The sequence below is a fragment of the Paenibacillus xylanivorans genome (assembly GCF_001280595.1).
Taxonomy (GTDB): domain Bacteria; phylum Bacillota; class Bacilli; order Paenibacillales; family Paenibacillaceae; genus Paenibacillus; species Paenibacillus xylanivorans.
In genome coordinates, this window is sequence record NZ_LITU01000070.1 from 291,104 (window position 1) to 303,149 (window position 12,046).

The window sequence follows — 12,046 nt, forward strand, 5'->3', positions numbered from 1 at the left end:
ATTGCCCATCCATATAAAAACCTTTTGCTTTCTGGCAAAAGGTTTTTTGTGATATGTTGAACACAAATAATCCATCACATGATGTGATGATCGAGCCGATAGTTATCTTCACCTCAACCCATGAATGTATCAGGCATATTGACAGGAGGACCATGATATTGTTGCAATTTGATGAAGGGACATATACCGTAACCCGGCGCAGCGATTCCATTCGCCTGCTGGCGAAGGAATTTGCGCTGCTGCGTTTTCTGTATGAGAACAAGGAAAAAGCATTTACTCGCAGCCAACTGCTGGACCGGGTGTGGCCCCTGGAGTATCCGGTCGAACGCACTGTAGATGATCATGTATACCGTCTGCGCAAGAAACTGAAACGTTGGGAAGAAATAGCACTGGATACCGTGCGCGGCTATGGTTACAGGCTTCATATTCGATCTAATATGGCGATACTGCCCTCCAACCCTTCCGCTCAAGATCAGGAGATGAGAGAAGTAATCCATAGCTTGTTTCGTAAATATCATCTGTATGGGCAGGGGAAATCGATGCTCACGCTGCTGGATCAGCAAGAAGCGCTGGGCATTGAAGTTGATCCATTCTATCAGCTGTACATCCATTTTATTGTGGGCGATCTGGAATGGCTGATTACAACGACAGAAATTCCTTTGGAGGAGCGTTTGTATTGGCTACTGATTTTTACACATGCTCTGATTGAACCCTCGGAGAGTTTGCCATTGTACGAAAAGGCGCTGAATTCAACCGCATTGTCTCCAGACCAGCAACGGGAATTACGTATCCTGAACATTGTTGAAGTTTATGCAGAAGTGGGCCAGTACGAACGTGCCAGAGCTCAACTCATTGAAACGTATCATGTGATGGAAAAAGATGAATTGGTCCATTTCAGACTTCCAGTAGGGCTCGCCGAATTGTATTTGGAATTGTGGGGTGGCAGTGATGAAGCGGTAGAAGATCAGATGGCTATCCTGCGTTCAGGGTTGAAAGATGCACCATACTTGCGGGAAATCGGACGTTTTCAGATTATGGAGGGCTTATGGTTGCTGAGACAGGGTCGAATCCGCGAGGCAGAGCTGAGAATGGACGATGGTCTCGACGTATTGAAAATGACACTGAACGCACCGTTATATCTGAATTCCGCTTACCAGATATTGTTGTTCATGGCACATCACCGGATAGAGGGACGTCTTCGTAGCAAATACCGTCAAGTCCATGCGGAAATCTCTAAAAATTATGGTGTGCCTGCTTATGGACAGCAAATTTTGAATGAAATCTCCACTTTTTTATCCCCGTTTCCTCCAGCCTCTGATCTTCCTCTGATATAACGCCCTTATGATTACAGCCAAGGAACATACAAGCTAGTAACAAGGCTGTAATCAGGGGAGGAAGTATAACGTATGACCGTCATTTCAAATGAACCCAATCCATCATCTATTTCATCCAATGGCTCATCCAAAAGCCTATGGACCAACTTCCGCTTCATGCGGATGTTTATTGCGTATGCGCTTGCTACCTTCGGCGATTGGTTTGATGCACTGGCGATCCAGGTAATGGTTGCCTATCGGTGGGGTGCAGATCCGTTAATTATTGCTCTTATTCCAGTATGTATGGCTGTTCCGGGCATATTGTTGGGTTCTGTTGCAGGGGTACTGGCCGATCGGCTGCATAAGGTGAAAATCATGATGCTTTGCGATGTGATTACCGTTCTGCTAACGATTGCCATTCTGTTCGCGCCCAGTGCGGGCTGGTTGCTTCCGCTTCTTGCTCTACGGGCCATGATGGGCGTATTCCACATACCAGCCCAGCAGGCGTTGACACGTCAGGTAGTGGCAGAGGCACATCTGTTTCAGGCATCGTCGCTGAATGGTTTTGTAAACCAATGCTCCAAAGTGGCGGGACCGCTGCTGGGCGCAGTGATTCTGGCCGTATTTTCACCGCAAGTCTGCATTATAATCAACGCTTGTACGCGCCTGGTATCCGGAGCCGTGTTGTGGCCTTTACGGCGTTTAACAGAGAAATTGGAACCTTCTGCATCGGACGGAATTCCTTCGGAGGCGGCGGGGACGACGGAATCCCTATTCACCCAATGGCAGAAAGGCTGGCGTTTTATCTATAGCAGCCGTACCCTTCTGAGTACGATTCTGTTTGGCTGCTTTGGATTAATGGCTATCCTCATGATTGATTATCAGTTTACGACGTTATTTCGGGAGATCAAGCCGGGTAACGAGGCCCTAATCGGCTGGCTGGGATCTTCCGCTGGGGCAGGTGCGGTTGTGATTATTCTACTATTGAATCGGCTTCCTCGAATCGGGTATGGCTGGGGACTGGGGGGAGGATATTTGCTGATTGGTGCAGGAATTGCTGCGCTTGGCTGGGTCAGTTCCCAAACGTCCGAGTTCTGGGTCATCATATGGGGACTCTGCATTGGGCTCGGCAATGGCCTCTTTATGGTCACTTTAAATTATTTGCTGCAAAAAGAAACCCCACCTGCCTATGTAGGCCGGGTGTTCGGTATCCAAAACTCACTTTCCAGTGTCGTACTGGTCGTTGCTCCGCTGGCAGGCGGGGCCTTGATTCAGGTAGTAGGGCCCAGTCCCACATTTCAATATATTGGCATCGCTACACTGGTTATCGGTATCGCAGGTATAGTCCTGCAGCGCATCTTATGGGTGGGAAAACAGCCTCATCAGGCAGAGTCGACTGGAGAAAATCAGCAGGAACCTGTCAGACAGGCCTGATTTACGTCATTACAGTCTAAGCAGAGTACGAACAGAAACAGCCGCTTCGGTTACTTAACCGAAAGCGGCTGTTTCCATGCAGGATGGCAGTACATATGGTGAATCACACTTCCCACCAGGCGAAATACGAGGTGGAGGCCATCAGTCCCCCAACAGTAAGAGAGCCGCTGATGGATAGATTAATGGACTGGCCTGGAGGAACCACATAACGACCAAATTCATTGGACAGAAAAGGTCCTGCTTGCAGCGGAGTAGCCATCAATGTGGTGGTGCCCGTAGGTGCAGCAGCGGAGAATCGTACGGTTGCCACACTGGTATTGCTGCTAGACAAATTACTGTTCACTGGCGTGAGTGTGCTCGGTGATGTCAGTGTTCCATTTGCGCTCAGGCTCATACTCCCGCTGAATGAGGACAGCAGATTTAACGCAACGGTGATTCCGCCAGAGAGTCGTGATATATATAAGGTTTTTCCGCTTCCGGCCGGGTTGGACATCTGAACTGTGGCAACAACACTTCCTCCCAGCAATCCCAATGTGGTGGAGTTGGTTGAGCCTGCATTGTACAGATTGCCTGTGATTCCGGCATTGTTCTCAGGTGGAGCCACAATGCCGGGAGAGGTGAACGTATTCGTAATGGAAGTATAGACGGGACGGTTTAGGGGGTTGAACACGTGATCATTCGGCATTGTGCACACCTCCTTTTCTCAAATGATATGTCAGAACTCCCACCAGGAAAGGTTGATTGCAGCTGTTTGAGCACCTGTTCCAGTACTAATGGTTAGTGTTTGTCCTGGAGGGACGATGATAGAACCGTTCAAACTCAGCATATATATGCCTGCTGTAAGGGGGATGCTCAGTAGGATTGTGGATGTTCCTGTTAATGTGCCGTTAATTTGTCTGGTTGTCATTACACTGGTATTGGCATTGCCCAATAACGTGTTGACGGGTGTAGGTGTGGTGCCGCCGGTAATGGTACCGCCGGAATAGACAATAAGTGTTGCCGCTGCCGTTGTGCCACCGCTGATTCTGGAGACATAAAGTGTACGCCCACTGCCCACTGAATTGGCTACCTGCAGCAACAGGTTCAGTCCAGCACCTATGCTGACATTGCTGGTTGTCAACGCAAAATTACTTCCTGCCGCTGCGGCTCCGCCCTCTGGAGTGGACTCAATGCCGGGGGTGGAGAAAGTATTGGTCAGTTGAGTATATAAGGGACCATTGGATTGGTTGAATACATTGGAATTGGTCATATAATCCACCTCCGATCTGCCGGAGCAGTGTATACCAGAAAATTTAGAAATTGGATGCGATTCAAAGAACATAAACGTAAGAAGGTTGTACTGCAGTGTATGTAAAGAACAGGCGAAGGGTTTGGGACATCCCACAGTTAATGTTCAAATAACGGCAGATGCCGTGCCCGTATTTTGAATGCGGGCATACGATGCGGAAGCACATTTTTTAAGGGGAAATCGATATGAGTCGAACAGCGAAGCGTAGCAAGAAGAAAACGAACCAAACAACTAAATATGTCAGCTGTCGCCAATCCCGTCGTTCCTGCCGCGCTAAATTGCTGAAACCTCCTTGTTCCCGGATTACTCGTCCCCGGTTCAAGCAGGGTAGTTCCTCACGTACGACACTCCCTGGTGCTACTCACTGTTTTACAGAGCATACGTATGTCGGAGCCGAGACAAACGGTAGTATGAATCCTCTTCCGGCTCAAGACACCTCATCGCTCAGCATGTACACATATGGCATTGTAAATCGGGGCGAACATCCGGCTCTTGTGCAGGTTCAGATAAGCCCTAATGCCAGGGACTATGCTGTGGACAGCCAGGAAGTGATTGCCGGAGGTCAGACCAAAGCGCTGGTGCCGCTACGATTTCTGCATTATACCCGGCTGGTTATCCAATCGGTTGAACCGGATCAGCCAACCCGGATCGATGTTTATTTTCAGGCGCAGCGTATGCCGTAAGAACGTGGAATACAACCGATTTGACCAGGGAGGAGGACGAGGAATATGCCTAACTTTACAACATTTAACACGAATCCGGATAATCTGAGAACCCTGATTTTTGGTCATGATAGTACAGGCGCAGCCCAGCCGGTTCACACCGATACAAGCGGGAACGTACTCGGAATCATTTTGGATGGTACGATCAGTAATATCTCAGGTTTGACTACAGTTACGATTAATGCCGGAACCATCACAAATATTCTGAACGGAACGATTACCAGCGTCCTCGGAGCAACGATCACGGCGGGTACAATTAACAGCGTGCTTGGCGCAACCATCACAGCCGGAACATTAACCAACTTGTTGAATGGTACAATCACCAGTGTTTTGGGAGCCACCATTACTGCCGGAACGATCACAAGTGTGCTCGGGGCAACCGTGACTGCGGGGACATTAACAAACCTGCTCAATGGTACCATCACCAGCGTGCTTGGAGCTACAATCACCGCAGGAACGTTGACCAACTTGCTGAATGGTACAATCACGAGTGTGCTCGGAGCGACGATTACAGCCGGAACGATCACCAGTGTGCTTGGAGCCACAGTAACCGCAGGAACGTTGACCAACTTGCTAAACGGTACAATCACGAGTGTACTCGGGGCGACGATCACAGCCGGAACGATCACCAGCGTGCTTGGAGCCACAGTAACCGCAGGGACGCTGACGAACTTGCTGAATGGTACCATCACGAGTGTACTTGGTGCTACGATTACAGCCGGAACACTGACGAACTTGTTAAATGGTACAATCACCAGTGTCTTGGGAGCTACCGTGACAGCGGGAACGTTAACGAATTTGCTGAACGGTACGATTACCAGTGTACTTGGTGCAACCATTACCGCCGGAACGTTGACCAATTTGCTGAACGGTACCATTACCAGCGTATTGGGAGCCACAATTACAGCGGGTACACTCAGCAGCGTGACGTCCATCTCGCAAAAGAGCTTTCAGGAATCACAACTTCTCAGCACGCCAACGGCAAACACATTTACACCGCTTCCAGCGGTCACGACAAGTGTATTCGGCACTTATTCTTTCTTTGTATATAACAGGGGTCCGGGGCTTAACCGGGTCGATGCCCGCGTCGAAATCAGTGCCAACGGTACCAACTGGTACGATGATGTGGACACAGTGACTGGGATTTTGCCAGGCTCGGTGGATGTTCTGGTGCCGCAGCGTTTTCTTAAATATACACGTCTTTCCTACCGCTCCAGTCTGCTTGGAGCACCCAGTACGATTGATGTGTTCTTCAATGGACAAGGCACATAACCCGGTTTGTCGTCATATAGGTACATGGAGTCCCTTTGGTGGGCTTCATGTACTTTTTTTGCATTGGAGGTGGCTGCATTGCAGAACAGGTTACTCGGAATTCATATGATTGTGCAAAATGAAGAACATCATCTGGCCCGCTGTCTCGACAGTTTCAAGTCGATTGGCAGCGAATGCTTCATTACAGATACCGGGTCAACAGATCGTACACCGGAGATCGCCAGACATTATGGAGCAACGGTGCTTCACACCCGTTGGGAAGATGATTTTGCATATGCCAGAAATATAAGTTTACCTCTCGCGAGCACGGAATGGATTCTGTGTCTGGACGCGGATGAGCATGTCATACAGGGATTGGAAGAGCTTTTGGATTATCTACCGAAGGTCCATAAGAGCGTTTCGAGACTGCGGATTACGATAGAGAACCAAATTGGCGAGGGAGCGGGAGAGAGTGTGATCTTCCAACCTGTGCGTCTTTTTCGCGCCCATCAAGGATATCGGTATGCTGGGCGTATCCATGAGCAATTGGTTCGTGGCGGTACAAGGGATGGTGGAGAACAAGAAGGCGACGATCAGGACATGAACGACTCCTTTGCCTATGAAAAAGGTTGGATTGCTGAGCATGAACCCTTGGCTCCACTGCGTTTGGTTCATGATGGTTATTTGCCGTCCACGATTGCTAAAGGAGATAAACCATTGCGTAATCTAAAGCTTTTGCAGCAGGAATTAGCTGATCGTCCGGGGCAACCTTTTCACCTCTATAATGTGGGGGTGACATACTGCCAGCTAGGGAATATCGAATTGGCAGCAGAAGCCTTTACTGAATCCTTTCTTCATACACCGCTGCACGCTCCGTATCGCTCCACCCTGGTTCGGGACTATGCCAAGGTTCTTCTGGCAATGGGGCGCTATGACGAGGGTCATTGGTTATTGGCGGTAGAAAGACAGCGTTATGCGGGGTATGCCGACCTGCATCTGATATATGGAGAGATTTTGGAGCAACAGGGTCTGGAGGAGAGAGCTTACAAGTCCTATGCAAGAGCAGCAAATTGCCGGGAGGGCTCCAAGGGAAGTGATCTCAAGAACAATAGGAAGGCAGAGATTCGAGGCATACATCAGAAGACAATTGAGCAAAAAGATGATCCGGAAAGTGATGTAATACGTGAGAGCAATTCCCTGGATGATATTTACAGGGAGCCGAACCGAATTGACAGACATTACGTAACGGACATGGGTTGTGATAGCTACAAAGCTTATACAGCGATGGGAAGGCTTGCACAGAAAAGAGGCTTTCTGCAGGAGTCCGCTCATTTGTACAGCCTGGCTCTGGGCAGCGAGGTCACGTATGCTCCTGCCTGGACAGGGTTAGCCGATGTATTACAACAATCCGGAGAAACGGATGAGAGCATAGCAGAGACATTACTCGCACGATGGAAAGAGCATTCAACAACGACGAGTACAGGTCCGGGGGTAGTCACACGCGAGGATGGTCTGACGCATGTGGTGCATGCACTTGCTTCCAGTGGAGCGTATGGGCAAGCGCTGAAACTGCTGCATGGTGTTGACCGAAATATACGAATAAGACATGAAGAATATCTGTATTGGCTGTTATGTGCCAACAGGGTATCAGAAGCGCTGCAGTACGTGCGAAATCAGTGGAGTGAGGAACTCGGTGAGGTCAAGAACCTCCAGCCTGAACAGCGAGTGGACTTGGCATTGACCTGTTGGGTAAATGAATTATCTGTATCCGACTCACTTGTGGCAACAGCAGAACCTCAGGAGAGGGAAGGCTGGATAATGATGAATGACTTGCTGGATGTGAGAGAACAGGTGCATGTCGAGGATAACAGAGATGAGAAAACAGTTCATCAGACGCTTCAGGCTGCAACGGAGCTGAGTAAGAACATATTGATTCGGGCAGTGAAGACGGGACAACTGGCGTTTGCCAGGAAGCTGTACGAGAAGATGGTTGTAATTAACCCTGATTACGACAAGGGTGGTGTTCATAGCCGATGGATGGCAGCGGTTCTTTATCGCCAAGGATACACCATGGCGGCAGCTGATCTCCTGATTCAATGTATGTCACAAGGCGATTTGGATGCGGAAAGCTTCTTCTATCTTGGGGAAGCCGTGTATGCCAAGGGGCATTATGAGCAGGCATTGATTCTTTTCCAGCAGGCATTGGAGAAGGACTCAGAACAGCGGCAGGCGAGGGCTGGAGCTGCTGTCTGTTATATGCGGCTGGCGCTGGGGGTTATCAGACAGGAACTAACTCGTTCTCCCACTGACAAGGTACTTATGGCACAACAGACTGTGCTGGAACAACAACTGCGTACCGCCGAAGGCATACCTTGGCGTACGGTGTTCCATGCAAGGGAGAGGAGGAACCAGCTTGCCGACCAAGCACATTTCATTATGCATGATCGTGAAGGATGAAGAAGAACTGTTGCCCCATTGCCTCGAAAGTGTCCGCGGGGTGGTGGACGAGATTATTGTTGTGGATACCGGTTCGTCGGACCGCAGTGCTGCCATTGCCCGGGAACATGGGGCAGTGGTTGTACCGTTTGTGTGGAGCGACGATTTTGCCGCGGCACGTAATGCTGGGCTGGAGCAGGCTGTGGGCGAATGGATTCTTTTTCTGGATGCGGACGAGGCGCTGGATGAGACTGCACGGGAGCAGATCCGAAGCTGGACGGCAGCCAGCGGATGTGACGGATTGTTTTTAAATATCCATAACTATACGGGGTCGGGCCAGCAGGGGATTACGGTAAATCCGGTATTGCGCCTTTTCAAAAACGACCTGGAGCATCGGTTCGAAGGTCGGATTCATGAGCAGATTGCGGTGGCAATCTGTCGGAAGAATCCACAGGCTGCTTTCCATGTGACGGACATGGTCATCCACCATTACGGATATCAGACAGTCATTGTGGAGCGCAAGGATAAGGTGAACCGGAATTTACGTTTGCTTCAACAGGCGGTGGAGGAAGAGCCGGAGCAGCCGTTCCATCATTATAACCTGGGTGTCGAGTATCTGCGGATGGGGGAAGCGGAACAGGCGCTGAAGACGTTTGGCGTAGCTAAAGCGGGAATTGATCCTACTCTGACAAGTTATGCACATCTGTTGTTTAAATATGAGATTCGTTGTTTCCAGCATTTGAGTCGCTGGCAGGAAGCATTGGATCACATCCATGCTGCTCTTGAACTCTTCCCAGAATACACGGACCTGCTGCATCATTGCGGAGTATGTGAGGAGGCGTTGGGCGAGACAGAAAAGGCAGAGCTGTCGCTGCGTGAAGCAGTCCGTATGGGACCGCCGCCACCCATATTCCATACGGAAGAAGGAATCGGAACCTATCAGACCTGGTATACCCTGGGTAGGCTGTTGGAAGGGAGGGCGGACCTTGAAGGCGCAGTGGATGCTTATGTGGAAGCAGTTCGTGCCAAATCCAGCCTGCTGCCGCCGTTGTACAGGATCTTTCGAATTATGCGGGTTTCCGGTCAAGAGCAACATCTGGTGGAGCTGATTAAGGAGCGATTTGCAATCACTTCAGAAGAGGCGATCCAGAAAGTGTTGGGCATTCTGGAGCAGTGTCGTTGCTATGATACGGCTGTGCAGCTATTACCAGACCTTTCTTCACACCCTTCCGGGCAGATGAGGGAGAGAATATCCATGGCGGAGGCGTTGCTTCAGATTCAGCTGGGGAAATGGAGCAAGGCTCGTCTTAAGCTGAATACGATACAGCGAAAAAAAGGAGAACTCTCTGTATCAGCTACCCATTGGATAGAGCGATTAAACTGGATTGAAGGAAGAACAATAGATGGGAAAGATCAACTGACTGCGTGGCTTTATGGTCATTCACAACCGGGTTCTGGCTCGGATGTGGTGTCTCATCCACAGACAGAGCGAAGCGGAAGCGTGGGAGACGCTGCGAAACAAGCCGGCTCCACCGGAATGCCCAGTACAGCATCTGAAGCAGCGTATGATGGCTGGCAGGCGCTCGGGCTGATGATGGAGGGCTGTGTGCAATCCGGGAAATGGGATGTACTGCATGCGCTGGTTCAACTTTCTCAGGGACAGTTGGCAGAAGGAGCGTATCCATTGGTAGCGGGCGTCCGGCAGGGGGCGGAAGAACAAGAACCTTTTCATGGAGCGTCTGATTCACGTGTGGGAACCAGCTGGCTGGTGAAAGGGCTTGTTAGTGCTGCTGATCACCACCTGAAGGCATTCGCTCAGGAGGCAGATAGGCAGCGGCACCGTTGTTGGCCCGTTGTTCAGCGGATTAGACTGGATTTACCGGGGCCGGATGGTTTTGAGTTTTGAGGGCTGAATGAAAGAGATCAGAACGCCGTACAGGAAGGACGGAGGATGAACTTGCAGACAGGAATCAGCCTGTGCATGATCGTGAAGGATGAAGCCCGGTCGCTTCAGCGGTGTCTGGATGCCATTCGGGATGTTGTGGATGAGATCATCATCGTGGATACAGGGTCAGCGGACGATACGATCGACATTGCCCGTCGTTATGATGCGGTTGTCATCAATACAGCGTGGACCGGAGATTTTAGCGCTGCCCGCAATCTGTCTCTTGCCGCTGCCACTCATCCTTGGATTCTGGTGCTGGATGCGGATGAAGTCTGGATGCAGACAGAACCCAATCTGGCCGAGATGAAACGGATACTGTCTCCAAGTCAGGACGATGTATGGGGGTACTGGATACAGGTTACAAGTCTGCTTGGAACATCCGGAGAAGAGCGTGTAACGGATGCGGTGTGTCGTTTATTCCGGAATGATCCCCGGATTGCTTTTCAGGGCAGGATTCATGAAGAAGTGGCATCCTCCATTCTGTCCTTTGCTCCGTGGGGTGTGGTCGACTCCAGGCTTGAAATTATTCATTATGGCTATCTGGAAGACGTTATTGTTGGCAAAAATAAACCCGAGCGTAATATGCGGCTGATTCGCTCCGCTCTCCATGAATCACCGGATCAACCCGAACTGCTGTATGCCATGGCCGCCGAATGGTTTCAGCAAGCGAGATATGATGAAGCGCTCAGGTTATTGCAGCCCTTGCTGGCACAGCTTACGCCGGAATGCGGATATCATTCAGATCTGGTACTCAAAACGGCGTATGCCTGGCGGGAGCGTAGTCGCCCGGAGAGGGCACTCGCTATCGTCGAGGAATGGAGGCCGGTGTATGCTGATTTCCCCGATCTGTTGGAGCTTGGTGCCGTGCTGGAGCTGGATCAGGGACGGGATGCTGCGGCGCTCGACTGGCTGAAGCTGTCCAAAGCGGCAGCATCCACAGCCAGTCGATATACGTCCGTTTCTGGTGCCGGAACGTATCGCAGCCAGACGCTGGAAGGCATGGCCTATGAACGGCTGGGCTGCTGGCAGGAAGCAGCTGCGGCGTATACCGCCGCGCTAACCGTACAGCCCGGCAGCTTGCCAGCATGGCATCGCCTGTTGCTGCTGGCCGCAGCTACCGGGCGGCCGCAAGCCATCGCAAGCGCAGCCATGCGGATAAGCCTGCCGCCTGCGGCTTGGCAGGCACTGATCCCGGCTGCGCTGGATGCGCATCGGCCGGAATGGCTGCTGCGCCACCCGGCATCGCTATCCGCCGCGCTGCGGGCGCAGCCCCTTGCCGCCGGGCTGGCGCTGGCCCAGCTGGGCGAGGACGCCGCTGCCCGGGCGGCTTTGCAGCCCTGGGCGGCGCATGCGCAGCACGGGCCGGAGGCGGCGCTGGCGCTGTGGGCGCTCGGCCACAAGCAGCCCAGCGAGCACCGCGCCAGTGCTGCGACGGGCTCAGCGCGAGGCGCAGCCGTGTCCCCGGCAGCGCGGCGGTGGGCCCGCGAGCAGGCGGCCACGCCCGACGCAGCCCGCGTAGCCGAAGCGCTGCTGCGCGGCGCATCGGCCCGCTGCGCCCCGCCAGCGCCGCAGGCCGTGCACGCCGCCGCGCAAGCGCTCGCGCGCGTAGGCGCCTGGGCCGCTTGGCTGCGCCTGCTGCAGGCCCTGCCGCCCAGCC

General features: G+C 51.9%; 9 protein-coding genes. 7 read left to right on the plus strand and 2 right to left on the minus strand.

The genetic code is table 11. The features are described from left to right. Window positions 1-158: 158 nt before the first annotated feature. Entirely contained in the window at window positions 159-1,334 is a 1,176-nt protein-coding gene (locus tag AMS66_RS21140; RefSeq protein WP_053782660.1) for a winged helix-turn-helix domain-containing protein, read from the plus strand. A gap of 72 nt (window positions 1,335-1,406) precedes the next feature. Then, window positions 1,407-2,747, plus strand: a complete 1,341-nt coding sequence (locus AMS66_RS21145; protein ID WP_053782661.1) for an MFS transporter — start codon at window positions 1,407-1,409, stop codon at window positions 2,745-2,747. 103 nt (window positions 2,748-2,850) lie between these two features. Here the strand turns inward: AMS66_RS21145 and AMS66_RS21150 are convergent, their stop codons facing one another. Together AMS66_RS21150 and AMS66_RS21155 are read right to left on the minus strand one after the other, a co-directional pair. Next, a complete protein-coding gene (locus AMS66_RS21150) occupies window positions 2,851-3,432 on the minus strand; it encodes a hypothetical protein (protein ID WP_053782662.1) in 582 nt (193 codons plus the stop codon). A gap of 30 nt (window positions 3,433-3,462) precedes the next feature. After that, a complete protein-coding gene (locus tag AMS66_RS21155; RefSeq protein ID WP_053782663.1) occupies window positions 3,463-3,996 on the minus strand; it encodes a hypothetical protein in 534 nt (177 codons plus the stop codon). A 224-nt stretch (window positions 3,997-4,220) separates the two neighbouring features. On the opposite strand from AMS66_RS21155, the gene AMS66_RS21160 reads away from it, so the two are divergent. From AMS66_RS21160 to AMS66_RS21180, 5 genes are all read left to right on the plus strand, one after another. Further along, a complete protein-coding gene (locus AMS66_RS21160; RefSeq protein WP_053782664.1) occupies window positions 4,221-4,718 on the plus strand; it encodes a DUF6385 domain-containing protein in 498 nt (165 codons plus the stop codon). Between the two features lie 45 nt (window positions 4,719-4,763). Next, window positions 4,764-6,029 carry a DUF6385 domain-containing protein gene (locus tag AMS66_RS31940; protein WP_236703554.1) on the plus strand — a complete coding sequence of 422 codons (1,266 nt, stop codon included), beginning with the start codon at window positions 4,764-4,766 and terminating at the stop codon, window positions 6,027-6,029. A 78-nt stretch (window positions 6,030-6,107) separates the two neighbouring features. Beyond that, complete coding sequence (locus AMS66_RS21170) at window positions 6,108-8,465, plus strand: glycosyltransferase (protein ID WP_053782665.1); 2,358 nt, start codon at window positions 6,108-6,110, stop codon at window positions 8,463-8,465. Next, window positions 8,422-10,350: a tetratricopeptide repeat-containing glycosyltransferase family 2 protein gene (locus AMS66_RS21175; protein WP_160319723.1), complete on the plus strand. Its 1,929-nt coding sequence runs from the start codon at window positions 8,422-8,424 to the stop codon at window positions 10,348-10,350. Before AMS66_RS21170 ends, AMS66_RS21175 begins: the two co-directional genes overlap by 44 nt. 45 nt (window positions 10,351-10,395) lie before the next feature. Continuing rightward, a partial coding sequence (locus AMS66_RS21180; protein WP_053782667.1) for a tetratricopeptide repeat-containing glycosyltransferase family 2 protein occupies window positions 10,396-12,046 on the plus strand: 1,651 nt, incomplete at its 3' end.

Excerpts from the sequence above, each read along its gene's own strand:
- AMS66_RS21145 (WP_053782661.1), top strand. The coding sequence starts at position 1,407 with ATGACCGTCATTTCAAATGAACCCAATCCATCATCTATTTCATCCAAT.
- AMS66_RS21150 (WP_053782662.1), bottom strand. The coding sequence starts at position 3,432 with ATGCCGAATGATCACGTGTTCAACCCCCTAAACCGTCCCGTCTATACT.
- AMS66_RS21155 (WP_053782663.1), bottom strand. The coding sequence starts at position 3,996 with ATGACCAATTCCAATGTATTCAACCAATCCAATGGTCCCTTATATACT.
- AMS66_RS21160 (WP_053782664.1), top strand. The coding sequence starts at position 4,221 with ATGAGTCGAACAGCGAAGCGTAGCAAGAAGAAAACGAACCAAACAACT.
- AMS66_RS31940 (WP_236703554.1), top strand. The coding sequence starts at position 4,764 with ATGCCTAACTTTACAACATTTAACACGAATCCGGATAATCTGAGAACC.